The organism is Castellaniella defragrans 65Phen (genome assembly GCF_000612685.1).
GTDB classification, from domain to species: Bacteria; Pseudomonadota; Gammaproteobacteria; order Burkholderiales; family Burkholderiaceae_B; genus Castellaniella; species Castellaniella defragrans.
In genome coordinates this window covers 3,840,272-3,864,701 of the sequence record NZ_HG916765.1, presented here as the reverse complement: position 1 = coordinate 3,864,701, position 24,430 = coordinate 3,840,272, and the positions used below count along the sequence as shown (strand labels likewise).

Below are 24,430 nucleotides of genomic sequence, written 5' to 3'. Positions count from 1 at the left end.
ATCATTCGATGACGGTGGGCACGAGGAACAGGCCCTGGTGGGCGGCGGGGGCGTTGGCCATGCACGCGTCGCGCTGCTCGGGCGTCTGGGCCGGCTCGGGCGCGTCGTCGCACAGGCGCAGGGCGATGTCCTGGTGGGCGGCCAGCGGATGGGCCATGGGCTCGACGCCGGCCGTGTCCACGGCCTGCAGCTCTTCGATCAGCCCCAGGATGCGGTCCAGCTCCTGGCGGGCGCGGATCTGGTCGTTGGAATCCAGCCGCAGGCCGGAGAGCCGTGCCAGCCGGGCGATGTCCTGTTCGGTGAGTGCCATGTCGTCGTGCCGAGGGGCCGCCGCGGGGGCGGCCGGATTGAGTGTGTGCGGATGTGACCGGAGTAGCGAAAAGCGGGGATTTTGCAAAACATTCCCCTCTGATCCGCGTCTAGCCGTAGGGGATTATAAGTTATCATTGCTGATTCCATGCGGTTTGCCCGGCCTGCGCCGCCGTCCTGGCGGTCTTGGTACAGTCGGCACCGGGTCGCTCGCGCGGATCCACACCAGACACCCCCCTTTTATTAGTGCGCCCATGTTCGGATTCCTACGCAGCTACTTTTCCAGCGACATGGCGATCGACCTCGGCACGGCGAATACGCTGATCTATGTCCGCAGCAAGGGCATCGTGCTCGATGAACCCTCGGTCGTCGCCATCCGCCATGATGGCGGCCCCAACGGCAAGAAAATCATCCAGGCGGTCGGCCACGAGGCCAAGCAGATGCTGGGCCGGGTCCCCGGCAACATCGAAGCCATCCGCCCCATGAAGGACGGCGTGATCGCCGACTTCACCGTGACCGAGCAGATGCTCAAGCAGTTCATCCGCATGGTGCATCCGCGCAGCATGCTGGCCCCCAGCCCGCGCATCATCGTCTGCGTGCCCTGCGGCTCCACCCAGGTCGAGCGCCGCGCCATCCGCGAATCCGCCCTGGGCGCCGGCGCCAGCCAGGTCTACCTGATCGAGGAACCCATGGCCGCCGCGATCGGCGCCGGCCTGGCGGTGTCCGACGCCAGCGGTTCGATGGTGGTGGACATCGGCGGCGGCACCACCGAGGTCGCCGTGATCTCCCTGGGCGGCATGGTCTATAAAGGCTCGGTGCGCGTCGGCGGCGACAAGTTCGACGAAGCCATCATCAACTACATCCGCCGCAACTACGGCATGCTGATCGGCGAGCCCACCGCCGAACTGATCAAAAAGGAAATCGGCTCGGCCTTCCCCGGCTCCGAGATCCGCGAAATCGAAGTCAAGGGCCGCAACCTGTCCGAAGGCGTGCCGCGCAGCTTTACGGTGTCCTCCAACGAAATCCTCGAATCCCTGACCGATCCGCTCAACCAGATCGTGTCGGCGGTGAAGACGGCTCTGGAGCAGACCCCGCCCGAACTGGGCGCCGACATCACCGACAAGGGTATCGCCCTGACCGGCGGCGGCGCGCTGCTGCACGACCTGGACCGCCTGCTCCAGGAAGAAACCGGCCTGCCCGTGGTGGTCGCCGAAGACCCGCTCACCTGCGTGGTGCGCGGCTGCGGCGAGGCGCTCGAACATCTCGAGCGCCTGGGCGGGGTGTTCATCTACGACTGATCGGCCGGCCGGGCGTTCCTCGTCATGCATGAACCTGGAACCCTGAGACTCTTCAAGCGCGGTCCCAGCATCGAAGTCCGGCTGGTCCTGCTGCTGGCCCTGTGTCTCGGGATGGTCGTGACCGACGCGCACTGGTCCGTGCTGGGGCCGGTGCGCAGCGGCCTGTCCATGGTCCTCTATCCCTTCCAGCGCATCGCCCTGGCGCCGCGCGACGCGCTGGAATATTTCGACAGCTGGTCGCAGGCGGCCGCGCTGGCGCGCGACGAACAGGAAGCCCTGCGCCGCCAGCGCATCGAAATGGCCCAGCTCTCGACCCACGCGGCCCAGCTGGCCACCGAAAACGAACAGCTGCGCCGCCTGCTCAACGTGTCCGAATCCATCGCCCAGCAGTCCGTGGCGGTCGAGGTCTTCTACGTGCCCTCCAATGCCTTCAGCCATCGACTGATCTTCAACAAGGGCTCGCGCGCCGGCATCGCCCCGGGCATGCCGGTGATCGACGAGGGCGGGGTCGTGGGCCAGATCGTGCGCGTCACGCCCTTCACCTCCGAGGCCGCCCTGCTGATCGACGACCAGGTGTCCATCCCCGTCCAGGTGCTGCGCAACGGGCTGCGGCTGATCGCGTTCGGCGGCAACGAGGTCGGCAAGCTCGAAGTCCGCTACCTGTCGGCCGGCGTGGACGTGCGCGTGGGCGACGTGCTGGTGACCAGCGGCATCGGCGGCCTGTTCCCCTCGGGCCTGTCGGTCGGCCGCATCGAAAGGGTCGAGCGCGATCCGGGCACCGGCTTCGCCATGGCGATCGCCGAGCCGCTGTCGCATCCCGAGCGCTACCGCCATTTCCTGGTCCTGCGCGTGGACGTGGACGACGTGCCCCGCCCGGAGGAGATCGAGCATGCCCTCGAGCAGCAATAGGCGCACGGGCGGTTCCTCCCTGATGGACCTGCAGCCGGTGGACGCCGGCGCGTTCCAGAGCGCCGCCTCCGGCTGGCTGGTGTGGGGCTCGCTGATCCTGGTGTGGGTGGCCTCGCTGCTGCCCTGGCGGCTCTGGCAACCGGTGCCCGACGTGCTGCTGCTGCTGCTGCTCTACTGGTGCCTGCACGCGCCCACCCGCGTGGGGCTGACGACGGCCTTCGTCTTCGGCCTGCTGATGGATGTCCAGGACGCCGGCCTGCTCGGCCTGCACGCCCTGTGCTACGTGCTGGCCGCCTACGGCGTGCTGCGGCTGAGCCCGCGGCTGCGGCACTTCAACACCTGGCTGCAGGCCCTCCAGATCCTGCCGGTGTTCGTGGCCGCCTGCACGGTCTCCAGCCTGCTGGGCGCCTGGCTGAACGGCGCCTGGGAAGGCTGGGAATGGCTCTGGTCGGCCTTGTTCACCGGGGCGCTGTGGCCCCTGCCCGACATCCTCATGTCCCTGCACCCGCGCCGCCTGGGCGGCGATGGCGCGGGGCCGGTCTGACGGCCGGGGGGCGGCATGTTCGAGTTCCGCAAGACCGGCCACCGCCAGCGGCAGACGGTGCTGCTGCGCGCGTGGGTCGCGGGGCTGTTCGCCCTGGTCTGCCTGCTGCTGCTGGCCGGGCGCCTGTGGTACCTGCAGGTCGTGCGCTACGACACCCTGTCGGCGCGCGCCGAGCAGAACCGCATCACCATCGTGCCCGTGCCGCCCCGGCGCGGGCAGATCGCCGACCGCAACGGCGCGGTGCTCGCGCAGAACCTGCGCGACTACACGCTGACGGTGACGCGCGCCCAGATCCGGGGCGACATCAACGACGTGCTCGACCGCCTCGGCGAGCTGGTCTACCTGAGCGAGGGCGACCGGCGCAAGTTCATGCGCCTGTACCAGCAGAGCGGCCGCTACGCGCCGGTCCTGCTGCGCAACAACCTCAACGACATCGAGGCGTCCTGGTTCGCCGTCCACGCCTACCGCTTTCCCGGCGTCAGCCTGGAGGCGCGCTGGGTGCGCTCCTACCCTATGCACGAATCGGCCGCGCACGTGCTGGGCTTCGTCGGCCGCATCTCCGAGGAGGACCAGCAGGAGCTGGATGAATCCGGCCAGCTCGGCAACTACCGGGGCACGCTGGTCATCGGCAAGAAGGGCGTCGAGAAGACCTGGGAAAAGGCCCTGCACGGCCGCACCGGGGTCGAGGAACTCGAAGTCACGGCGGGCGGGCGGCCGGTGCGCGAACTGAGCCGCACCGACCCGGTGCCCGGCGCCAACCTGGAACTGTCCCTGGACATCGGCCTGCAGCAGCTGGCCGAGGCCCAGTTCGAGGGCCGGCGCGGCGCGCTGGTCGCCATCCAGCCGCATACGGGCGAGATCCTGGCCTTCGTGTCCTCGCCGTCCTTCGACCCGAACCTGTTCGTGGACGGCATCGACGTGGAGAACTGGCGCAAGCTGAACGAATCGCCCGACCATCCGCTCATCAACCGGCCGCTGTACGGCACCTATCCCATCGGCTCGACCTACAAGCCCTTCGTCGGCCTGGCCGCCCTGGAAATGGGCCTGCGCTCGGCGCGGGAACTGATCCCCGACCCCGGCTACTTCGAGCTGGCCGGGCAGAAGTTCCGCAACGCCGGCGGCGCGGCCTACGGCCCGACCGACATGCACCGGGCCATCGTCGTGTCCTCCGACACCTACTTCTTCTCGCTGGGCGCGCAGATGGACGTGGACGCCCTGCACGACTTCACCGGGCGGTTCGGCTTCGGCCAGATCACCGGCATCGACCTGGACGGCGAGCGCCGCGGCGTGCTGCCTTCGCGCGCCTGGAAGCGCAAGACCTACAAGAAGCCCGAGCAGCAGCACTGGTACCGCGGCGAGACCGTGTCCGTCACCGTGGGGCAGGGCTACAACGCCTTCACCCTGCTGCAGCTGGCGCAGGCGACCTCGGTGCTGGCCAACGACGGCGTCTACATGAAGCCGCACCTGGTGCGCCGGATCATCGATCCGCTCACCGGGCGCTTCAGCTATCCCGTGGTCGGGCCGCAATACACCATCGACCTGAAACCGGACAACCTGCGCGTGATCCGCGAGGCCATGGTGGACGTGGTGCGCAAGGGCACGGCGCGGCGCGCCTTCGAGGGCGCGGCCTACCAGGCGGCCGGCAAGACCGGCACGGCCCAGGTCTACAGCCTGCGCGGCGCCAAGTACAAGGCGCAGGCGGTCGACGAGCGCCTGCGCGACCACGCGCTGTTCATGGCCTACGCGCCGGTCGAGGACCCCCAGATCGCGGTGGCCCTGATCGTGGAAAACGGCGGCTGGGGCGCCTCGGTGGCCGCGCCGATCGCCCGGACGGTGTTCGATTACTGGCTGGATCCGGCCCGCGTGGCGCAGCGCGGCGAACGCCTGCGGGCGGAACAGGCCGCGCGGGCCGCCCAGGCGGGCCCGCTGCCGGCGGCCGCGCCGGGACGGCCCGACGCGCAGCCGGCCCCGACGACGAGGAGGCGCCCGAGCCCGCGCCCCTGCCCGACGAGGCCTCGGCGCCCGAGGACGGCGCCCAGGAGGAAAACCCATGAAACTGATCGTGCTGGCGGTGCGCCGCATGTTCGCCGTGCTGGACTGGCCGATGCTCGCCCTGCTGGCCGTCATGGGCCTGGTCGGCATGGCCACCATGCATTCGGCGGTGGGCAACACCGACTGGCGCTTCGCCGACCAGCTGCGCAACTTCATGCTGGCGTTCGCGGCCATGTGGGCCGTCGCGCTGATGCGCCCGGCCTGGATCATGCGCTCGGCGCCGCTGTTCTATGCGCTCGGGGTGGGGCTGCTGGTGGCGGTCATGCTGTTCGGCGAGACCAGCAAGGGCGCGACCCGCTGGCTGAACCTGGGCTTCGTGCGCATCCAGCCCTCGGAGATGATGAAGATCGCCGTGCCGCTGATGCTGGCCTGGTATTTCCAGCGCCAGTCGGCCAACCGCTTCCGCATCCTGGACTTCCTCGTGGCCGGCGTGCTGCTGCTGGTGCCGGCGGGGCTCATCATCGAGCAGCCGGACCTGGGCACGGCGCTGCTGGTGCTGGCCTCGGGCTTCTGCGTCATCTATTTCGCCGGCCTGTCGTTCAAGCTGCTGATCCCGGCGGTGCTGGCGGTCACGCTGGCGCTCGGGACGCTGGTGGCCTACGAGGACCAGATCTGCCAGCCGGAGGTGGACTGGGTGGTGCTGCACGACTACCAGAAATACCGCGTCTGCGTGCTGCTCAATCCGGGCTCGGACCCGCTGGGCAAGGGCTTCCACACCATCCAGTCCATGATCGCGGTGGGCTCGGGCGGCCTCTATGGCAAGGGCTACATGCAGGGCACCCAGACGCACCTGGACTTCATCCCCGAGCGGACCACGGACTTCATCTTCGCCGTGTTCGCCGAGGAATTCGGCCTGTACGGCGGGGTGGCCCTGCTCATCCTGTACACGCTGCTGGTGCTGCGCGGCCTGACCATCACCGTGCGGGCGCCCACGCAGTTCGGGCGGCTGCTGGCCGGCGCCATGTCCATGATGATGTTCGTCTACGTCTTCGTGAACATCGGCATGGTGACCGGAGTGCTGCCGGTGGTGGGGGTGCCGCTGCCCTTCATGAGCTACGGCGGCACGGCGCTGATGACGCTGGGCGTGGCCTGCGGCCTGCTGATGAGCATCGGCGCGCACCAGCCGCGCCCGGATCCCTGAGCGGTCAGCGCGGCAGCGGCGTGTCCGCGTACAGCCCGGCCAGCAGCCGCGCGACCGGCGCCGGCATGCCGTAGGCATCCAGTTCCGCCAGGGGCGCCCAGGCCCGGTCCGCGCCGTCCGGCGCGGGTGCGGCGCCCGCCAGCCGCAGCCGGCAGGGCTGGATGCGCAGCCGGAAGTGCGTGAACACGTGGTCGAACGCGGCCAGCGCCTGCGGCGCCTCGCCGGCGGGCAGCGCGTCGCGGGCGGCGGCCAGCGCCTCGGCGGACTCGAATTGCGGCAGGGTCCACAGGCCGCCCCAGATGCCCGCGTCGGGCCGGCGCTCCAGCAGCACGCGGCCCTCGCATTCCGCGATCAGCATCCAGCAGTGGCGCAGCGGCTGCGCCCGGCGCGTGCGCGGCGTCGGCAGCTCGTCCTGGCGGCCCTGGATCCGCGCCTGGCAGTCCAGCGCGAGCGGACAGCGCGCGCAATCGGGCCGCGTGCGGGTGCAGATCGTGGCACCCAGGTCCATCTGGCCCTGGGTGTAGGCCGCCATGTCCAGGCCGGCGGGCGCGGCGTCGAGCAGCGCCCGCGCGTGGTCCCAGAGCCGCTGCGCCGTGCGCGCCGCCGCGGGGTCGCCCTCGATGGCGAAATAGCGCGCCAGCACCCGGCGCACGTTGCCGTCCAGGATCGGCGCGCGCTCGCCGTAGGCGAAGGCGGCGATGGCGGCGGCGGTCGAGGGCCGATGCCGGGCAGCCGCGCCAGTTCGGCGGCGGTGGCGGGAAAGCGGCCGCCGTGCCCGTCGCGCAGCGCCTGCGCGCAGCGGTGCAGGTTGCGCGCGCGGGCGTAGTAGCCCAGGCCGGCCCAGGTCCGCAGCACCGCGTCCTGCGGCGCGTCGGCCAGATCGACGACGGTGGGGAACAGGGCCAGGAAACGCTCGTAGTACGGGACGACGGTGGCGGCCTGGGTCTGCTGCAGCATGATTTCCGACAGCCAGATGCGGTAGGGATCGCGGGTGTGCTGCCAGGGCAGTCCGTGGCGTCCGGCCCGGCGCTGCCAGGCGGCGATGCGGGAAGCGGCGTCGGCCGACGCGCCCGCGGGGCGGGCGGGCGGGACGGAGGCGTCCGGGCGCGGCGCCGTGGCGGTGCGGCGCGCCATCAGAACCGGGTGCGGCGCGTGACCGACAGGCGCGCGGCGATGGCGCCCAGCAGGGCCACCAGCAGGCCGGACAGCAGCAGGTCCGGGGCGGCCGGCAGGCGGATCGCCCAGTCCAGGCCGTAGCTGCGGGCGAAGCCGCCCAGGATCGTGTTCAGCGGCGTCAGCGCGAGCCACGCCAGCAGCAGCGCCAGCAGGCTCGCGGCCAGGCCCGTCAGGGCGCCCAGGTACAGGAAGGGCCGCCGGACGAAGGATTCGGTGGCGCCCACCAGCCGCGCGACGGCGATTTCCTCGCGCTGGGTCAGGGCCTGCAGGCGCACGGTGTTGAACACGGTCGCCAGCACGACGATGACCACCGCGCCGGCCAGCATGCCCAGGCCCATCCGCACGAAGGAGAGCAGGGATTCCAGGCGCCGCACCCACTCGCTGTCGAGCTGGATTTCCTCCACCTCCGGCCACTGGCGCCAGGCCTGCGCCAGGTCGGCCGCCTCGCGCGCCGGGGCGGCGGAATCGCGCAGGGTGACGATGAGGGCGTCGGGCAGGGGGTTGTCGGGCAGGGCGTCCAGGGCGCGGGCCCAGGTCGGGTCGGCGCGCAGCTGGGCCATGGCCCGGTCGCGCGGGATCAGCCGGGCCTGGGCGATCCGCGCGCCGGCCTCCTCGCGCACGCGCGCCAGCAGAGCCTGCTGCGCCGTGGGCGGCGTGCCGGCCTTCAGGAACAGGGTCAGTTCCGGCGCGACCGCCAGCTGCCGGGCGAGCGGCTGGCTGGACTGCAGGACCGAGGCGCCCAGGATGGGCACGGCCAGCATCAGGGCGATGACCACGATGTTGGCCAGCGACGAGAAGGGATGCAGGCGCAGGCGCCGCAGCGCCACGGCCAGGGCGTAGCGGTGGTGTCTCAGCCAGCGATTCATGGCGTCCCCCTGCTGCCGTCGAGACGGCCAGGCGCGTTCGCATCGCTCGCGCTCATGCTGCCCCCTCGGTCGCCCTCGACCCGGCCCGGCACCCCCGCGATGTCCTCGAAGCGCCCGGCGTCGATGCGCAGGGTGCGCCGCGCGTAGCGGGCCATGAGCGCGGTGTCGTGCGAGGCGATCAGGGTGGTGACGCCGACCTGGTTGAAGTCGCGGAACACGTCCATGATGTGGACGGCGCTGTCGTGGTCCAGGTTGGCGGTGGGCTCGTCGGCGATCAGGATGGCGGGCCGGCCCACGATGGCGCGGGCGATGGCCAGGCGCTGCTGCTCGCCGCCGGACAGCTCGATGGGCGACAGGTCTTCCTTGCCGCGCAGGCCGACCTTTTCCATGGCGGCGCGGGCGCGGGTCGCCGCCGTGGCGCGGTCCAGCCCCAGCACGGCCAGCGGCAGCATGACGTTGTCGAAGGCGTTGCGGTCGAACAGCAGGTGGGCGTCCTGCAGGATCAGGCCCACGGTGCGGCGCAGGTAGGGCAGCGTGCGCGCCGACAGGCGGTCGATGCGGTGGCCGTTGACCGTGACGGCGCCCCGGCTGGCGGGCTCCAGTCCGCCGACCAGCTTCAGCAGGGTGGACTTGCCCGCGCCCGAGGGGCCGGAGACGAACACGAATTCCCCCGGCGCGATGCCGAAATTGACGTCGGCGAGGATGTTGCGCCCCCGGCCGAAGGATTTGAAGACGTGCTGAAATTCGATCATGCGTGTCCTGCGGGTCGATCCGGGTCCGGGCCCAGGGGCTCCCCGCGGCATGGCGCAACCCGGATGCCATGGCGGGTGCAGGGATATCCCGCATGTTTGAGGCCTGCCGTCGCAGGCTACGATCTAGGCCAGACGGACCAATTCCACGAGATTGTATTCCGTGTTGTTCAACGCCACTTGCTCAATCGGGAAAGGATGACTATGAAATTCATGAAACTCGCAGCCGTCAGCGCCGCGCTGCTGTTCGCCGGCACGACCGCTCAGGCAGGTGAAACCTACAATGCCGTCAAGGCGCGCGGCTTCGTGCAATGCGGCGTGAACGCCGGCCTGCCGGGCTTCTCCCAGGCCGACAGCAAGGGCGTCTGGAAGGGCATCGACGTCGACATGTGCCGTGCCGTGGCCGCGATGGTGTTCGGCGACGCCAGCAAGTTCAAGGCCACCCCGCTCACCACCCAGCAGCGCTTCACCGCCCTGCAGTCCGGCGAGGTCGACGTGCTCACCCGCAACACCACCGCCACCATGACCCGCGACACCACGCTGGGCCTGATGAGCGCCGGGGTCAACTACTACGACAGCCAGGGCGTGCTGGTCAAGAAGAGCCTGGGCGTGAAGAGCGCCACCGAACTGGGCGGCGCCGCGGTCTGCGTGCTGCAGGGCACCACCACCGAACTGAACCTGGCCGACTGGTTCCGCGCCCACAAGCTCGACTTCAAGCCGGTCGTGATCAACACCTCCGAAGAAGGCTTCCGCACTTTCGAGTCCGGCCGCTGCGACGTCGTCACCAGCGACAAGTCCCAGCTGGGCAGCCTGCGCGCGTCCTCCGCCACCCCGGACGACTACGTCATCCTGCCGGAAGACTTCTCCAAGGAACCCCTGGGCCCCATGGTCCGCCAGGGCGACGACGAATGGTTCATGGTCGTGCGCTGGGCGCTGAACGCCATGGTCGAAGCCGAGGAATACGGTATCGATTCCAAGAACCTGGACGAAATGCTCAAGAGCCCCAACCCCAACATCCAGCGCATCCTGGGCGTGTCCGGCGACATGGGCAAGGGCCTGGGCCTGGACAAGAAGTGGGCCTACAACATCATCAAGCAGGTGGGCAACTACGGCGAATCGTTCGAGCGCAACATCGGCATGGGCTCCCCGCTCAAGCTGGAACGCGGCCTGAACGCCCAGTGGACCAAGGGCGGCGTGATGTACGCCTGGCCGATCCGCTGATCGCCTGATCCGGTCTTCGGTCCTTTCGGCCGCCGGGGTTCTCCCGGCGGCCGGGTTCCGGCGGCGCCTGCCGCCTTCATCGCCCGCATCCTATGACTGAAACGACACCCCGCGCACCCAGGGCGCCGCAGCGGCGCTGGTCCTGGAACGATCCGGCCACGCGCGCGCTGATCTACCAGGTCCTGATCCTGGGTCTGGTCGCCCTGGGCGTGTGGTACCTGGCTTCCAACACGCTGCACAATCTGGCGGCGCGCAACATCTCCACCGGCTTCGCCTTCCTGCACGAGGAAGCCGGCTTCGCCATCGGCGAATCGATGGTGGAATATTCACCCGCCGACACCTACGGCCACGCGGTCGTGGTCGGCCTGCTGAACACCCTCAAGGTCTCCGTGATCGGCGTGATCGCCGCCACGCTGTTCGGCACGCTGCTGGGCATCAGCCGCCTGTCGAAGAACTGGCTGATCTCCCGCATGGCCGGCCTCTACATCGAGGTCATGCGCAACATCCCGCTGCTGCTGCAGCTGTTCTTCTGGTATGCCCTCATCACCGAGATCATGCCCGGCCCGCGGCAGGCGCTGCAGCCCCTGCCGGACGTCTTCATCTCCAACCGCGGCTTCAAGATCCCCTGGCTCAAGGGCGACGCCATGGACTGGATCTTCGGCGGGCTGGCGCTGGCCATCGTGCTGATCGTGCTGCTGGCCCATTGGGCGCGCCGCCACCAGGACGCCACCGGCAGGATATTCCCCCTGGGGCGGACCGCGCTGGGCCTGCTGATCGCCGTGCCCCTGCTGGCCTTCTGGATCAGCGGCGGCTCGCTGGAGCTGGACCGGCCCGAACTCAAGGGCTTCAACTTCCAGGGCGGGCTGAACATGTCGCCGGAATTCTCGGCGCTGCTGCTGGGGCTGGTGACCTACACCTCGGCCTTCGTGGGCGAGGTCGTGCGTTCCGGCATCCAGGCCGTCAACCAGGGCCAATGGGAAGCCGCCTCCTCGATCGGCCTGTCGCGGGCGCGCACCCTGCGGCTGGTGATCCTGCCGCAGGCCATGCGGGTCATCATCCCGCCCATGACCAGCCAGTACCTCAACCTGACCAAGAACAGCTCCCTGGCCGTGGCCATCGGCTATCCGGACATCGTGGCCGTCACCAACACCATCCTGAACCAGACCGGGCAGGCCATCGAGGGCATCATGATCATCATGGCGGCCTATCTGGTGGTCAGCCTGTCGATCTCGATCTTCATGAACTGGTACAACAAGCGCATCGCGCTGGTGGAGCGATAGATGGACCGCACACTCCCTGGCACCGACCGCCTGCCGCCGCGCACCGACACCGGCGTGATCGGCTGGATGCGCAGCCGGCTGTTCTCTTCGCCGCTGAATGCGATCCTGACGATCCTGGCCCTGTGGATCCTGCTGCTGGCGGTTCCGGCCCTGATCGACTACCTGTTCGTGAAGCCCGATTTCGCCGCCACGACGGCGGCCCAGTGCCGCGAGACCGGCGGCTACTGCTGGGCCTTCGTGCGCGAGAAGCACCGCCTGATCCTGTTCGGCATCTATCCCTACGACGAGCAGTGGCGCCCGCTGCTGGCCTCCGTGATCCTGGTGGCGGCGATCGTCTGCAGCTGCATCCGCTGGTTCTGGAAACCGTTCCTGGCGCTGATCTGGGTCGTCGTCCTGACGGCGGTGGGCGTGCTGATGTGGGGCGGGGTCCTGGGCCTCACCTACGTGGAAAACGCCAAGTGGGGCGGCCTGCCGCTCACGCTGATCCTGTCCACCTTCGGCATCGCCTTCGCCTTTCCCTTCGGGCTGCTGCTCGCCCTGGGGCGGCGTTCGCACATGCCGGGCGTCAAGGCCGTGTGCGTGATCTACATCGAGCTGATCCGCGGGGTGCCCCTGGTCAGCCTGCTGTTCATGTCCTCGGTGATGCTGCCGCTGTTCCTGCCCGAAGGCTTTTCCATCGACAAGCTGCTGCGCGCCCAGATCGCCATCATCCTGTTCGCGGCGGCCTACGTGGCCGAGACCGTGCGCGGCGGCCTGCAGGCCATCCCCAAGGGCCAGTACGAGGGCGCCGATTCGCTCGGCCTGAGCTACTGGCAGCAGATGCGCAAGATCATCCTGCCGCAGGCGCTGAAGATCGTCATCCCGCCGCTGGTGGGGATCTTCATCTCCCTGTTCAAGGACACGTCCCTGGTGGTGATCATCGGCATCTTCGACCTGACCCAGGCGGCCAAGGCGGCCGTGTCCGACGCCGTCTGGCGCGGCTTCAGCACGGAATCCTACCTCTTCATCTCGGCCATCTACTTCGTCTTCTGCTACTCGATCTCGCGCTACAGCCTGTCGCTGGAACGCCAGCTGGATCAGGGGCAGCACCGTTAATCTTCCCGTATGCACCGGCGGGCCCCGTCCCGCCGCCCAGGAGCCTCCGCCCATGTCGGAACCCATCATCCGCCTGCAGAACGTCAACAAGTGGTACGGCCAGTTCCACGTCCTGAAGGACCTGAACCTGGACGTCGCGCCCAGCGAGCGCATCGTGATCTGCGGCCCTTCCGGGTCGGGCAAGTCCACCATGATCCGCTGCATCAACCGCCTGGAGGAACACCAGGAGGGCCGCATCATCGTCGACGGCACCGAACTCACCAACGACCTCAAGCAGATCGAAGCCATCCGCCGCGACGTCGGCATGGTGTTCCAGCACTTCAACCTGTTTCCCCACATGACCGTGCTGGAGAACCTGACGCTGGGGCCGGTCTGGGTGCTCAAGCGCCCCAAGGCCGAGGCCGAGGCGACCGCCATGAAATACCTGGAACGGGTGCGCATCCCCGACCAGGCCAGCAAATACCCGGGCCAGCTCTCCGGCGGCCAGCAGCAGCGCGTGGCCATCGCCCGGTCCCTGTGCATGAACCCCAAGATCATGCTGTTCGACGAGCCCACCTCCGCCCTGGACCCGGAAATGGTCAAGGAAGTGCTGGACGTCATGGTCGAGCTGGCCGAAGAAACCGGCATGACGATGCTGTGCGTGACCCACGAAATGGGCTTCGCGCGCAAGGTCGCCGACCGCGTCATCTTCATGGACCACGGCGAGATCATCGAGGAAAACGCGCCGGACGAGTTCTTCGACCACCCGAAGAACGAGCGCACCCGGCTGTTCCTCAGCCAGATCCTGCACTGACCCCCGGGGTTGAAGCATTCCGCCTTTTCGGGAATCATCGACGTGCACGGCCGGCGAGGCTTCCCGCGCCGCCGTCCACGTCCGCACGACAAGGAGAATGAATGATGCGCACACTAACGCAACGGACCGCCCGCACGGCGGCGATCGGCAGCCTGGTGCTCTTGACGGCCTGCGCCAACATGTCGCCCCAGGGCCAGAACACGGCGATCGGGGCCGGCGCGGGCGCCGCCCTGGGAGCGGGGCTGGGGGTGCTGATCGGCGACAGCGGCAAGGCCGCGCTGATCGGCGCCGGCATCGGCACCGTGGTGGGCAGCGTCGTCGGCTACAACTGGAAGGCGGTCAAGCAGGACGTCGAGAAGTCCGGCGCATCCGGCCTGGGGATCGCCGTCATCGAAATGCCCGACGGCACGCTGAAGGTCAACATTCCCAGCAACGTGTCGTTCGACACCAACAAGGCCGTGCTGAAGCCTGAGCTGCTGCCGGTCCTGGACAGCGTGGCGCGGGCCCTGATCCAGCATCCCGAACTGCGCGCCAAGGCGGTCGGCCACACCGACTCCACCGGGACCGACGCCATCAACGTGCCGCTGTCCCAGCGCCGGGCCGGCGCGGTGACGCAGTACCTGGCGGGCCAGGGCGTCGCCGCCGGCCGGCTCACGGCCGAGGGCCGCGGCGCCGCCAACCCGGTGGGCGACAACGGCACCCCCGAAGGCCGCGCCCTGAACCGCCGGGTGGAACTGTTCCTGTACGCGGTGAAATAGGGAGGGGGCGGGACACTGACCAGTCCCTTGCGGGCTGATCAGTGCCTGGCGCAGTCCTCACGCCTTCTGGTAGATCTCCGCCCCCTGGCTGATGAATTCGGCCGATTTCGCGGCCATGCCCTGGGCCAGGGCGGCGGCTTCGTCCAGGCCGTTTTCCCTGGCGTAGTCGCGCACGTCCTGCGAGATCTTCATGCTGCAGAACTTCGGGCCGCACATGGAGCAGAAGTGCGCCACCTTCATCGAGTCCTTGGGCAGGGTCTCGTCGTGGAAGGCGCGCGCCGTGTCCGGGTCCAGGCCGAGGTTGAACTGGTCCTCCCAGCGGAACTCGAAGCGCGCCTTGGACAGGGCGTTGTCGCGGATCGCCGCGCCCGGGTGGCCCTTGGCCAGGTCGGCCGCGTGGGCGGCGATCTTGTAGGTGATGATGCCGTCCTTCACGTCCTTCTTGTTGGGCAGGCCCAGGTGCTCCTTGGGCGTCACGTAGCACAGCATGGCCGTGCCGTACCAGCCGATCAGCGCCGCGCCGATGCCCGAGGTGATGTGGTCGTAGCCCGGCGCGATGTCCGTGGTCAGCGGGCCCAGGGTGTAGAACGGCGCCTCGTGGCAATGCTTGAGCTGCAGGTCCATGTTCTCGCGGATCATCTGCATGGGCACGTGGCCCGGCCCTTCGATCATCACCTGCACGTCGTGCTTCCAGGCCACCTGGGTCAGCTCGCCCAGCGTGCGCAGTTCGGCGAACTGGGCCTCGTCGTTGGCGTCGTAGCCGGAGCCCGGACGCAGCCCGTCGCCCAGCGAGAAGCTGACGTCGTAGGCCTTCATGATCTCGCAGATGTCCTCGAAGCGCTCGTAGAGGAAACTTTCCTTGTGGTGCGCCAGACACCACTTGGCCATGATCGAGCCGCCGCGCGACACGATGCCCGTCATGCGGCTGGCCGTCATCGGCACGAAGGGCAGGCGCACGCCCGCGTGGATGGTGAAGTAGTCCACGCCCTGCTCGGCCTGCTCGATCAGCGTGTCGCGGAAGATCTCCCAGTTCAGCTCCTCGGCGACGCCGCCGACCTTCTCCAGCGCCTGGTAGATCGGCACGGTGCCGATGGGCACCGGCGAGTTGCGGATGATCCATTCGCGCGTTTCGTGGATGTGCTTGCCGGTGGACAGGTCCATCACCGTGTCGCCGCCCCAGCGGATCGCCCAGGTCATCTTCTCGACTTCCTCGCTGATGTCCGAGCGGATGGCGGAATTGCCGATGTTGGCGTTGACCTTGACCAGGAAGTTGCGGCCGATGGCCATGGGCTCGGCTTCCGGGTGGTTGATGTTGGCCGGGATGATGGCGCGGCCGCGGGCGACTTCGTCGCGCACGAATTCGGGCGTGATGCGTTCGGGGATGGCGGCGCCGAAGGACTGCCCGGGGTGCTGGCGGGTCAGGCGCTCGGCCAGGCGGGCGCCTTCGGGGCCGCTCCCGCGCAGCGACTCGACGTACTGCTCGCGGCGCAGGTTTTCGCGGATCGCCACGAATTCCATCTCGGGCGTGACGATGCCCCGGCGGGCGTAGTGCATCTGGGTCACGTTCGCACCGGCGCGGGCGCGCCGCGGGGGCCGCTGCAGGTCGAAGCGCAGCGCGTCCAGTTCCGGGTCGGACAGCCGGGCGCGGCCGTACTGGCTGGTGAGGCCTGGCAGCGCCTCGGTGTCGCCGCGCTCCAGGATCCAGGGCAGGCGCGGGGCGGGCAGGCCCTTGCGGATGTCGATGGCGACGTCGGGATCGGTGTACGGGCCGCTGGTGTCGTAGACCGTCAGGGGCGGATTGGGCTCGCCGCCGAACAGGCCGGGCGTGTCGTCCTGCCGGATTTCTCGGAAGGGCACGCGGATGTCGGGCCGGGACCCGGTCTCGTAGATCTTGCGGGACTGCGGCAGCGGTTCGATCGCGGCCAGGTCGACGGTGGCGCGGGCGGCCAGGAATTGCGGATTGGCGTTCAAGATGTAGCTCCAGGTACGAAAAAGGATTCGGAAATGGAGCCGAGTCGGGGAGGGGGGAAGCGCGTTCCGGAGGGAAGGGTTCCGGAAATCGATGGATGGAACCGGTGAAGAAACCGCGCACGCTCCCAGCATCGGCATTATCCGTACTGGTACGAAGGGTTTCTCTCAACACGCCGGCCAGGCCGGCGAGTACCCCTGCGTGGAGTGGAGTATACCGCCTGCGCGGCGTGGGGATGAGCCCGGACGCAGGGCAGTCCCTTGAGGACTGGTCTGCGCCTGGCGAATCCGAGTGGCCTGCAGGCCACGAGGCGGGATTACTCTTCTTTTCCCGAAATCAGCAGGCTGTCGATCAGGGCGCTGACGGCGCTTTCCACGACCAGGCGGTCCTTGCGGGTCAGGGTCCAGAATTGCCGGGGATCGATCGAGGGAAAGGGCCAGGCGCCTTCGGCCACGGAGGCCGCCGCGCCGGGAGCCGGCGCCATGTCGCCCAGGCCCCGGCTCAGCCAGTAGATGTCCACTTCCAGGATCTGGGCCAGGTTCAGCAGCTTCTTGGGCGATTGGCGGGTGCCGTTCTCGTAGCTGGAGATGGCGCTTTGCGACAGGCCGCAGGCGCGTGCCAAAGTCTCCTGCGACAGGCCGCGCAAGAGCCGGGCATGCCGGAGCCGTTCAGCGAAGGTTTCCACTCATGCATTGGACTAAAAAGCTCAATCACATTGGTGTTCATGGAATAATACATTTGTAATATTTCACGGAAGTGGCAAGGAGCTGACATGCAAGGCCGCCAGGTTTGGGCATTGGCGCCGGAAGACAATGCCGATCTTCAGTATCTGCGGGCCGAGGGCTGCGAGGTGCGGCGCTGCGGTTCCATCGACGCCGCCGACCGGAAGGCGATCCGGGCCGGCATGCAGCCGTGCGACGCCGTGCTGCTGATGGCGGACGCGGCCGCCAACTGTCGCGTGGCCCGGCTGGCGCGCGACATGGGCCTGCCGCTGGACGTGGTGGCCGTCATGGGTCCCGCGCGCCGGGGCGAACTGACGGCGCTGCTGCGGGTCGGGGTGGACTGGGTCATGCGGCAGGGCGATCCGCCCGCCTTGCTGGCCGCCGTGCTGCGCGCCCTGCGCCTGCGCCGCATGGACCGTGCCGCGGGCCCCGCGGCGGGCACGACGCACGACATCGGGCCGTGGAGCCTGGAGGACCAGGGCTGGTGCCTGCGCCACCGCGACGGCACGTCGCTGCGCCTGACCGTCTCCGAGCGCGCGATCCTGGTCTGCCTGTTCGAGGCGCCCGGCCACATCGCCAGCCACGCCATGCTGAACCAGGCCCTGCTCCAGGGCTGGCGGCATGCCTACGGCCGCCGGCCGCACGATCCCAAGCCGCGCGGCGTCATCAGCCGGCTGCGCTGGCGGGGGCAACGGGCCGGCATGGTGCCGCCGGTGGAATCCCTGCGCGGCTACGGCTACGTCTGGGAAATCTGAGCCGGCGCCGTTCAGCGGTAGCGCTGGACGCCCAGGTCGTCGTGGCGGATGTCGGTCGGCTTGCCCGACACGATGTCCGCGATCAGCCGGCCGCTGCCGCAGGACATGGTCCAGCCCAGCGTGCCGTGGCCGGTGTTCAGGAACAGGTTGCCCAGCCGGGTGGGCCCCACGATGGGGGTGCTGTCGGGCGTCTTGGGACGCAGCCCGGTCCAGAAGTTCAAGTCGCCCGGGACGTAGCTGCCCGGGAACAGGTCGTTCAGCACCATTTCCAGGGTGCGCTGGCGGCGCGGGTCCAGGGCCGTGTCGTAGCCCACGACCTCGGCCATGCCGCCGACGCGGATGCGCCGGTCGAAGCGGGTCAGGGCGATCTTGTAGGTCTCGTCCAGCAGGGTGGACACCGGCGCCCGTTCCGGATCGGCGATGTCCACGGTGATGGAATAGCCCTTCATGGGGTAGACGGGGATGTCCACCACGCCGCGCAGCAGCAGGGGCGAATAGGAGCCCAGCGCGACCACGTAGGCGTCCGCCCGCTCCAGGCCGGAGGCGCATTGCACGCCCGTGACGCGGTCGCCCGCCGTCTGCAGGGCCTGGATGGTCTCGCCGTAGCGGAAGCGCACGCCTTCGGCCTCGGCCAGCCGCGTCAGGGCCTGGGTGAACAGGCGGCAGTCGCCGGTCTCGTCGTCCGGCGTGCGCAGGCCGCCGGCCAGCTTGTGGCGCACCTGGGCCAGCGCGGGCTCGTACTGGGCCAGGCGGTCGCCCTCGATCAGTTCGTGGGCGATGCCGGCCTCGCTCAGGGCCTGGACGTCGCGCTGGGCGTCGTCCATCTGCTTCTGGGTGCGGAAGACCTGCAGCGTGCCCTGGCGCCGGCCCTCGAACTGGATGCCGGTGTCGGCCTGCAGCGCGTGCAGGCACTGGCGGCTGTAGGCCGACAGGCGCAGCATGCGGTCCTTGTTGGCGGCGTAGCGGGCCGGCGTGCAGTTGCGCCACATGTCCAGCATCCAGCGCAGCTGGAACAGGCTGCCGTCGGGCCGGATCGTCAGCGGCGCATGCGGCGTGAACAGCCATTTGAACGCCTTCAGCGGAATGCCGGGCGCGGCCCAGGGCGAGGAATAGCCGAAGGACAGCTGGCCGGCGTTGCCGAAGCTGGTTTCCTCCGCCGTGCCGGTCTCGCGGTCGATCACGGTGACTTCGTGCCCTTGGCGGGCCAGGTAGTAGGCGCTCGTGACGCCCACGACGCCCGCCCCTAGAACCAGAACCTTCATGATGCACCCTCAGTGGATTAATTTTTCATGATGATAGGCAATATACCCAGATAAATTTTTATGAAAAAATGAGGTTTTCATGAAAACATAGAGGTGGTCGCGGGTTCCGGCGTGGCCGTGCAGGACAAAATCCTGGTGCGCCGCATCGTACCCGCGTAGGGTGCCCGCTTCGGGCCATTTCCGGGCCATTTCCGGGCCGGTTTCCCGCCCGCGTCCGTGGTTGCGGGCGCCGGCCGCGGGCCTGCGAAGGCCGTGAATTGGAGAACGATCATGCGCGTACAGAAGGAATCCGTCCATGCCCTGGACAAGATCGACCGCCGCATCCTGGACCTGCTGCAGCAGAACGGCCGCCTGTCGATGACGGAACTGGCCGACGCGGTGGGGCTGACGGTGACGCCCTGCATCGAACGGGTGCGCCGCCTGGAGCGCGACGGCGTGATCACGGGCTACCATGCCCGGGTGTCGCCGGCCGCCCTGGACGCCGGCCTGCTGGTGTTCGTGGAAATCAGCATGTCCAGCAAGTCCGGGCGCACCTTCGAGGAATTCCGCCGCGAGGTGCTGTGCGTGCCGCAGGTGCTCGAATGCCACCTGGTGTCCGGGGATTTCGACTACATGGTCAAGGCCCGGATCAAGGAAATCAGCCAGTACCGCAGCCTGCTGGGCGACATCCTGCTGCGCCTGCCGGGGGTGACTCAGACCAAGAGCTGCGTGGTGATGGAGGAGGTCAAGGAGACCCAGTTCATCCCGGCGCAGCGCTAGACAGGCCCGGTGAGCGTCGCAGGCACCGATTGTCTTCAATCGTAACGGCTCCCCACGCCGCGCCTTGTCAGACGCTCCGATTCGTCCGGCATAGGATGGTCCGCGGGGACTATCCTATGTCCCGCCTCATCCGCGCGACGACCATGTTGTCGCGGTGCATCAGTTCCGGGTCCGATAGATGGCCCAGGATCTCCGCGATGCGGGCGCTGGGCTGGCGCAGGATGCGCGCCGTGTCGGCCGACGAATAATTGATCAGGCCGCGGCCGCATTCCACGCCGTGCTCGTCCACGCAGGCCACCACGTCGCCGCGCTCGAATTCGCCCTCGACGGCGATCACGCCGATGGGCAGCAGGCTGCGGTGGCCCTGGGTCAGCGCGCGCACGGCGCCGGCGTCCAGGGTGACGCGCCCGCGCAAGCGCAGGTGGTTGGCCATCCAGCGCTGCCGCGCCGAGCGCACCGGCAGGACGGCGCGCAGTTCGGTGCCGATCGGCTCGCCCGAGGCCAGGCGCTGCAGCACGGCGGGCTCGCGGCCGGAGGCGATGATGGTGTGGCCGCCGCTGTTGGCCGCGCGCCGCGCGGCCAGGACCTTGGTCAGCATGCCGCCGGTGCCGATGGCGCTGCCCGAGCCGCCCGCCATGGCTTCCAGGGCCGGGTCGCCGGCCTGGCCTCGGTGGATGAAGCGCGCGTCCGGATGCTTGCGCGGATCGGCGCTGTACAGGCCGGACTGGTCGGTCAGGATGATCAGCACGTCGGCTTCGATCAGGTTGGTCACCAGGGCGCCCAGGGTGTCGTTGTCCCCCACGCGGATCTCGTCGGTGACGACCGTGTCGTTCTCGTTGACGATGGGCACCACGCCCAGGGCCAGCAGGGTGTTCAGCGTGCTGCGCGCGTTCAGGTAGCGGCGCCGGTCGGCCAGGTCCTCGTGCGTCAGCAGGATCTGGGCGGTGCGCACGCCGTGGCGGCCGAAGGCGGCCTCGTAGGCCTGGATCAGGCCCATCTGGCCCACGGCCGCCGCCGCCTGCAGCTCGGACATGAGCTTGGGCCGGCGGGGCCAGCCCAGGCGTGCCATGCCTTCGGCGATGGCGCCGCTGGACACCAGCACCAGCTGCCGGCCCGCGGCGTGCAGGCCGGCGATCTGCTCGGCCCATTGGGCGACGGCTTCCAGGTCGATGCCCCGGCCTTCGTTGGTGACCAGGGAGGAGCCGACTTTCAGGACGAGGCGTTGCGCGTCCCGGGCGACGGAGGGGGAAGGATCCGGACGAGTCATGATGGCGGGCGGGGCGAAGCGGGCGGTTCGGGTGGAAGGCTCAGCGGATTCGGCGGGCTTGGCGGGTTCAGCGCCTGAAACGGGGGTCGTCCGGCTCTCCGGCGTCCGGCGCGTCCGGGGCCGGGACGGCGCCTGGGGCCGCGTCCGGATCCCCGTCCGGGTCCGCCTGCGGTTCGCCGCGCGCGAAGCGGGGATCCTCGTCGTGGGCGTGGGCGCTGCGCCGCTGTTCGTCCAGCCAGGACTGCAGCGCCCCGGTCAGGGCCTGGGTGCCCGCGCCGGTGAGCGCGGAGATGCCGAAGACCGGACCGGTCCAGCCGAGTTCGCGGCAGATGCGGTCCTGGACGGCGGCGGGATCCTCGACCATGTCCAGCTTGTTGAGCACCAGCCAGCGCGGCTTGGCGGCCAGGTCGGGGCTGTAGCGTTCGAGTTCGCGCGCGATGGCCCGGGCGTCGTGCACGGCCTGGGCGCAGGCGTCGACGTCCGGATCGGGCGAATGCACGTCCAGCAGGTGCAGCAGCACGCGGGTGCGGCTCAGGTGGCGCAGGAACAGGTGGCCCAGGCCGGCGCCTTCCGAGGCGCCCTCGATCAGGCCGGGGATGTCGGCGATGACGAAGCTGTGCGACGGCGAGGTGCGCACCACGCCCAGGTTCGGGTGCAGGGTGGTGAAGGGATAGTCGGCGATCTTCGGGCGGGCGTTGGACACGCGCGCGATCAGGGTGGACTTGCCCGCGTTGGGCATGCCCAGCAGACCCACGTCGGCCAGCACCTTCAGTTCCAGGCGCAGGCGGCGCTGCTCGCCCTCGCGGCCCGGCGTGCACTGGCGCGGCGCGCGGTTGGTGCTGGACTTGAAGTGCAGATTGCCCAGGCCGCCCGCGCCGCCGGCCGCCAGCGTGACCTGCATGCCGTGGTGGTCCAGGTCGAAGAGCTGCTCGCCGCTGTCGGCGTCGTGGATCACCGTGCCCACGGGCATGCGCAGGACGATGTCCGCCGCGCCCGCGCCGTACTGGTCCGAGCCGCGGCCGTTTTCGCCGTTCTTCGCGCGGTGCAGCCGGGCGTAGCGGAAATCGATCAGGGTGTTGATGTTGCGGTCGGCCACCGCCAGGACGGAGCCCCCGCGGCCGCCGTCGCCGCCGTCGGGGCCGCCCATGGGAATGAATTTTTCCCGGCGGAAGCTGGCGACGCCATTGCCGCCCTTGCCGGCGATGACCTCGATGGTGGCTTCGTCTACGAATTTCATGGTGGGGTGTTCCAGGGGGTGGCGTCCCGCGCGGCGCATGCCCGGTCCGGGGACGGATGGGCCATGGGGCCTGCGGAAATCATTCTAGTCAAAATCGGGCGCCGCTGCCGGGCCGGTCGGGGAGTGCCCGGAGGTGCCGCCCGGGCGGGGCGCCAAACGAAAAGACCCTGCTGAAGAGCAGGGCCTTTTGCGGATCGTGCGGCGATCAGTTCGCCGTGTTCACCGAGACGGTGCGCTTGTTCTGCGCGCCCTTGATGGAGAACTGCACGACGCCGTCCACCAGGGAATACAGCGTGTGGTCCTTGCCGATGCCGACGTTGACGCCGGGGTGGAACTGGGTGCCGCGCTGGCGGACGATGATGCCGCCGGCCGAGATCTGCTGGCCGCCGTAGACCTTCACGCCCAGTCGTTTCGATTCGGAATCGCGGCCGTTGCGAGTCGAGCCGCCGCCCTTTTTGTGTGCCATGATGAGCTCCTAAATGCGATGACCGGATCAGGCCGCGACGGCGTCGATGCGGATCTCGGTGTAGTTCTGACGATGGCCCTGGTGCTTCTGGTAGTGCTTGCGACGGCGCATCTTGAAGATCTTGACCTTGTCGTGACGGCCTTGTGCAAGAACGGTGGCTTTGACCGCGGCGCCCTCGACGAAGGGCGCGCCGATCTTCAGCGTTTCGCCTTCGCCGACGGACAGCACCTGGTCGAGCGAGATTTCTTGCCCAATGTCAGCCGGTATCTGTTCGATTTTCAGTTTCTGGCCGGCGCAAACGCGATATTGCTTGCCGCCGGTTTTTATGACCGCGTACATGGGGATTTCCTGTGAGAATGCCCGGATCGGGCGGCGGGAACTGCACGCGCGGCGCAATCGCCGCGATACGCAAGACCCCGACGAACCTGCCCGGGTATGCCAAAAACGGCCAAGTCCAGTGGGGACATGGCCAAGCCCTGCATTTTACGCAGAAATCCTTTTGTAAATCAAGCGGTTTCTGCGTCGGGTTTCTGCGCGCACCGCGGGCCGGTCCGATGGGGCTACGAGCGGTAGTCGGCGTTGATGCTGACGTATTCGTGCGAGAAGTCGCAGGTGTAGACCGTGTCGGCCACCTCGCCGCGGCCCAGGGCGACGCGCACCAGGATCTCGGATTCCGCCATCACGCGCTGGCCGTCTTCCTCGCGGTAGGCCGGGTCGCGGCCGCCCTGCGAGGCCACCCGCACGTCGCCCAGCCACAGCGTCAGCTTCGAGACGTCGAGGTCGTCGATGCCGGCGTAGCCGATCGCCGCCAGGATGCGGCCGAGGTTGGGGTCGGACGCATAGAAGGCGGTCTTGACCAGCGGCGAATGGGCGATGGCGTAGGCGACCTTCAGGGCCTCGTCGGTGGAGGCGGCCTGCTCGACGCGGATGGTCATGAATTTCGTCGCGCCCTCGGCGTCGCGCACGATCTTCTGGGCGAGGTCGCGCGCGGCGGCCGTCAGGGCCTCGGCCAGCGCGGCGAAGCGCGGGTCCTGTTCGGATTCGATGTGCGCGCCGCTGGCGCCGGTGGCGATGAGGATGAAGGAATCGTTGGTGGAGGTGTCGCCGTCCACCGTGATGCGGTTGAAGGACTGGTCGGCGATGCGTGTGGCCAGGGTGCGCAGCAGCGCCGGCGGCAGGCCCGCGTCCGTGCCCAGGAAGCCCAGCATGGTGGCCATGTTGGGGCGGATCATGCCCGCGCCCTTGCTGATGCCGGTGATCGAGACCGGGATGCCGCCCAGCTCGATCCGGGCGGAATGGATCTTGGGCTGGGTGTCCGTGGTCATGATGCTGTGGGCCGCCTCGAACCAGTGGTCCGGACGGGCGTCGTCCAGGGCGGCCGGCAGGCCGGCGATCAGGCGGTCCACGGGCAGCGGTTCCAGGATGACGCCCGTGGAGAACGGCAGGATCTGCTCGGGCGCCACGCCCAGGCGGCCGGCCAGGGCGCGGCAGGTGTCGAGGGCGGCCCGCAGGCCGGGTTCTCCGGTGCCCGCGTTGGCGTTGCCGGTGTTGATGACCAGCGCGCGGATGCCGGCGCCGGCGGCCAGGTGGGCCTCGCAGACCTGGACCGGCGCGGCGCGGAAGCGGTTGCGCGTGAAGACCCCCGCCACCGACGCGCCTTCGTCCAGCAGCAGGACGGTCAGGTCGCGGCGCCCGGCCTTGCGGATGCCGGCCTCGGCCGTGCCGATGCGGATGCCGGGGATCGGGTGGATGGCGTCTTGCGCCGGGATGATCAGGTTGATGGCCATGGCGGAGGGGATCCG

At 69.1% G+C, this 24,430-nt stretch carries 22 protein-coding genes and 2 pseudogenes; 12 read left to right on the top strand and 12 right to left on the bottom strand.

Annotated features, from left to right (window positions below; translation table 11 throughout):
- Position 1: 1 nt before the first annotated feature.
- Positions 2–310, bottom strand: coding sequence for an Asp-tRNA(Asn)/Glu-tRNA(Gln) amidotransferase subunit GatC (gene gatC, locus BN940_RS17355; RefSeq protein ID WP_043685152.1), 309 nt, complete (start codon positions 308–310; stop codon positions 2–4).
- A gap of 253 nt (positions 311–563) precedes the next feature.
- Between gatC and BN940_RS17350 the strand changes: the two genes are divergently transcribed.
- From BN940_RS17350 to rodA, 5 genes and pseudogenes are all read left to right on the top strand, one after another.
- On the top strand, positions 564–1,607 hold the full coding sequence (locus BN940_RS17350; protein WP_043685149.1) for a rod shape-determining protein: 1,044 nt from the start codon (positions 564–566) through the stop codon (positions 1,605–1,607).
- Between the two features lie 24 nt (positions 1,608–1,631).
- Positions 1,632–2,516 (top strand): rod shape-determining protein MreC, encoded by an 885-nt coding sequence (gene mreC, locus BN940_RS17345; protein WP_043685146.1) that lies wholly within the window; start codon positions 1,632–1,634, stop codon positions 2,514–2,516.
- The gene (gene mreD, locus BN940_RS17340; protein ID WP_084330765.1) at positions 2,497–3,060 is read left to right on the top strand and encodes a rod shape-determining protein MreD; all 564 of its coding nucleotides are present in this window, start codon (positions 2,497–2,499) and stop codon (positions 3,058–3,060) included. Before mreC ends, mreD begins: the two co-directional genes overlap by 20 nt.
- A gap of 15 nt (positions 3,061–3,075) precedes the next feature.
- Positions 3,076–4,921: pseudogene (mrdA, locus tag BN940_RS18710) on the top strand (penicillin-binding protein 2); the annotation flags it as partial.
- A 189-nt stretch (positions 4,922–5,110) separates the two neighbouring features.
- On the top strand, positions 5,111–6,253 hold the full coding sequence (rodA, locus tag BN940_RS17330) for a rod shape-determining protein RodA (protein ID WP_043685139.1): 1,143 nt from the start codon (positions 5,111–5,113) through the stop codon (positions 6,251–6,253).
- A 4-nt stretch (positions 6,254–6,257) separates the two neighbouring features.
- On the opposite strand, the pseudogene mutY reads toward rodA, so the two are convergent.
- The 3 genes and pseudogenes from mutY to BN940_RS17315 all read right to left on the bottom strand — a co-directional run bounded on the left by mutY (position 6,258) and on the right by BN940_RS17315 (position 9,047).
- A pseudogene (mutY, locus tag BN940_RS17325) lies at positions 6,258–7,387 on the bottom strand (A/G-specific adenine glycosylase).
- On the bottom strand, positions 7,387–8,295 hold the full coding sequence (locus tag BN940_RS17320) for a cell division protein FtsX (protein WP_043685136.1): 909 nt from the start codon (positions 8,293–8,295) through the stop codon (positions 7,387–7,389). The pseudogene mutY and the gene BN940_RS17320 overlap by 1 nt, the downstream one beginning before the upstream one ends.
- Positions 8,292–9,047: a cell division ATP-binding protein FtsE gene (locus tag BN940_RS17315; protein WP_043685133.1), complete on the bottom strand. Its 756-nt coding sequence runs from the start codon at positions 9,045–9,047 to the stop codon at positions 8,292–8,294. Before BN940_RS17315 ends, BN940_RS17320 begins: the two co-directional genes overlap by 4 nt.
- 201 nt (positions 9,048–9,248) lie before the next feature.
- Here BN940_RS17315 and BN940_RS17310 point away from each other — a divergent pair, with 201 nt between their 5' ends.
- The 5 genes from BN940_RS17310 to BN940_RS17290 all read left to right on the top strand — a co-directional run bounded on the left by BN940_RS17310 (position 9,249) and on the right by BN940_RS17290 (position 14,191).
- Positions 9,249–10,265, top strand: a complete 1,017-nt coding sequence (locus BN940_RS17310; RefSeq protein WP_043685130.1) for an amino acid ABC transporter substrate-binding protein — start codon at positions 9,249–9,251, stop codon at positions 10,263–10,265.
- A gap of 92 nt (positions 10,266–10,357) precedes the next feature.
- A complete protein-coding gene (locus tag BN940_RS17305; protein ID WP_043685127.1) occupies positions 10,358–11,545 on the top strand; it encodes an amino acid ABC transporter permease in 1,188 nt (395 codons plus the stop codon).
- Positions 11,546–12,640, top strand: a complete 1,095-nt coding sequence (locus BN940_RS17300; protein WP_043685124.1) for an amino acid ABC transporter permease — start codon at positions 11,546–11,548, stop codon at positions 12,638–12,640. It abuts the gene before it with no gap.
- A 52-nt stretch (positions 12,641–12,692) separates the two neighbouring features.
- On the top strand, positions 12,693–13,433 hold the full coding sequence (locus tag BN940_RS17295; RefSeq protein WP_043685121.1) for an amino acid ABC transporter ATP-binding protein: 741 nt from the start codon (positions 12,693–12,695) through the stop codon (positions 13,431–13,433).
- A 101-nt stretch (positions 13,434–13,534) separates the two neighbouring features.
- Complete coding sequence (locus BN940_RS17290; protein ID WP_043685119.1) at positions 13,535–14,191, top strand: YiaD family glycine zipper/OmpA-like lipoprotein; 657 nt, start codon at positions 13,535–13,537, stop codon at positions 14,189–14,191.
- A gap of 57 nt (positions 14,192–14,248) precedes the next feature.
- Here the strand turns inward: BN940_RS17290 and thiC are convergent, their stop codons facing one another.
- Together thiC and BN940_RS18125 are read right to left on the bottom strand one after the other, a co-directional pair.
- On the bottom strand, positions 14,249–16,162 hold the full coding sequence (gene thiC, locus BN940_RS17285) for a phosphomethylpyrimidine synthase ThiC (RefSeq protein WP_043685116.1): 1,914 nt from the start codon (positions 16,160–16,162) through the stop codon (positions 14,249–14,251).
- A gap of 314 nt (positions 16,163–16,476) precedes the next feature.
- On the bottom strand, positions 16,477–16,845 hold the full coding sequence (locus BN940_RS18125) for a helix-turn-helix domain-containing protein (protein ID WP_084330764.1): 369 nt from the start codon (positions 16,843–16,845) through the stop codon (positions 16,477–16,479).
- Positions 16,846–16,932: 87 nt separating this feature from the next.
- Here BN940_RS18125 and BN940_RS18120 point away from each other — a divergent pair, with 87 nt between their 5' ends.
- Positions 16,933–17,637 carry a helix-turn-helix domain-containing protein gene (locus BN940_RS18120; protein WP_148305003.1) on the top strand — a complete coding sequence of 235 codons (705 nt, stop codon included), beginning with the start codon at positions 16,933–16,935 and terminating at the stop codon, positions 17,635–17,637.
- An 11-nt stretch (positions 17,638–17,648) separates the two neighbouring features.
- Here the strand turns inward: BN940_RS18120 and BN940_RS17270 are convergent, their stop codons facing one another.
- A complete protein-coding gene (locus BN940_RS17270; protein ID WP_043685113.1) occupies positions 17,649–18,899 on the bottom strand; it encodes a D-amino acid dehydrogenase in 1,251 nt (416 codons plus the stop codon).
- A 270-nt stretch (positions 18,900–19,169) separates the two neighbouring features.
- Here BN940_RS17270 and BN940_RS17265 point away from each other — a divergent pair, with 270 nt between their 5' ends.
- Positions 19,170–19,658 (top strand): winged helix-turn-helix transcriptional regulator, encoded by a 489-nt coding sequence (locus BN940_RS17265; protein WP_043685110.1) that lies wholly within the window; start codon positions 19,170–19,172, stop codon positions 19,656–19,658.
- A gap of 109 nt (positions 19,659–19,767) precedes the next feature.
- On the opposite strand, the gene proB is transcribed toward BN940_RS17265, so the two are convergent.
- From proB to argJ, 5 genes are all read right to left on the bottom strand, one after another.
- Complete coding sequence (gene proB, locus BN940_RS17260) at positions 19,768–20,925, bottom strand: glutamate 5-kinase (protein ID WP_043685108.1); 1,158 nt, start codon at positions 20,923–20,925, stop codon at positions 19,768–19,770.
- A gap of 67 nt (positions 20,926–20,992) precedes the next feature.
- Positions 20,993–22,162 (bottom strand): GTPase ObgE, encoded by a 1,170-nt coding sequence (obgE, locus tag BN940_RS17255; protein WP_084330763.1) that lies wholly within the window; start codon positions 22,160–22,162, stop codon positions 20,993–20,995.
- Positions 22,163–22,367: 205 nt separating this feature from the next.
- Complete coding sequence (gene rpmA, locus BN940_RS17250) at positions 22,368–22,628, bottom strand: 50S ribosomal protein L27 (RefSeq protein WP_043685106.1); 261 nt, start codon at positions 22,626–22,628, stop codon at positions 22,368–22,370.
- A 27-nt stretch (positions 22,629–22,655) separates the two neighbouring features.
- Positions 22,656–22,967, bottom strand: a complete 312-nt coding sequence (gene rplU, locus BN940_RS17245) for a 50S ribosomal protein L21 (protein WP_043685103.1) — start codon at positions 22,965–22,967, stop codon at positions 22,656–22,658.
- 221 nt (positions 22,968–23,188) lie between these two features.
- A complete protein-coding gene (gene argJ / locus BN940_RS17240) occupies positions 23,189–24,415 on the bottom strand; it encodes a bifunctional glutamate N-acetyltransferase/amino-acid acetyltransferase ArgJ (RefSeq protein WP_043685100.1) in 1,227 nt (408 codons plus the stop codon).
- Positions 24,416–24,430 lie beyond the last annotated feature (15 nt).